This is a genomic window from Streptosporangium amethystogenes, from assembly GCF_000721075.1.
GTDB classification, from domain to species: Bacteria; Actinomycetota; Actinomycetes; order Streptosporangiales; family Streptosporangiaceae; genus Streptosporangium; species Streptosporangium amethystogenes.
The window spans coordinates 1-843 of record NZ_JOEQ01000130.1 but is presented as its reverse complement, the minus strand read 5'-3'; the positions used below and the strand labels follow the sequence as shown (position 1 = coordinate 843).

At 68.1% G+C, this 843-nt stretch carries 1 protein-coding gene; it reads left to right on the top strand.

Going from position 1 to position 843, the window contains the following annotated elements; translation table 11 throughout:
* Positions 1-10 precede the first annotated feature (10 nt).
* Positions 11-843 (top strand): AMP-binding protein (locus IG98_RS0143930; protein WP_245651980.1); only part of this gene is annotated, 833 nt, incomplete at its 3' end.

Here is an 843-nt window from a genome sequence, read left to right as displayed (position 1 = left end):
GGCGTATGTGATGTATACGTCGGGGTCGACGGGGCGGCCGAAGGGGGTGGCGGTCACTCATGGGGGGTTGGTCAATTATGCGCGGTGGGCGGCGCAGGCGTATGGGATGGCCGTAAGCGGTGGTGGTGCGCCGTTGCATTCGTCGCTGGCGTTTGATCTGACGGTGACCAGTGTGGTGGTTCCGTTGATCTGCGGGGCGCCGGTGGTGGTGAGTGTCGAGGGTGGAGCGGAAGGTTTGGCGGAGGTGGTTCGCCGTGGTGGTGGGTTCGGGGTGGTGAAGGTGGTTCCGGCGCATTTGCCGGTGTTGGGGCAGATGCTTACCGATGAGGAGGCGGCGGGGTCGGCGCGGGTGTGGGTGGTGGGTGGTGAGGCGCTGCCGGGTGCGGTGGTGCGTGAATGGTTGGGACGTTCGCCGGGTGCGGTGGTGGTGAATGAGTATGGGCCGACCGAGACGGTGGTGGGGTGTGCGGTTCATGAGGTGCGGGCGGGGGAGGTGGTGGGTGAGTCGGTGCCGATCGGTCGTCCGATCGCCAACACCCGCCTGTATGTGCTGGACGGGCGTCTTCGGCCGGTCCCGGTGGGGGTTGCGGGCGAGTTGTACATCTCCGGTGCCGGTCTGGCGCGCGGGTATGTGGGCCGGGCGGGGTTGACGGCTGAGCGGTTCGTGGCGTGTCCGTTCGGTGGTGTGGGTGAGCGGATGTATCGCTCGGGGGATGTGGCGCGGTGGGATGCCGGGGGTCGGTTGGTGTATCTGGGCCGGGCCGATGAGCAGGTGAAGGTTCGGGGTTTCCGGATCGAGCCGGGTGAGGTCCAGGCGGTGCTGGTGGCGCATCCGGGGGTGGG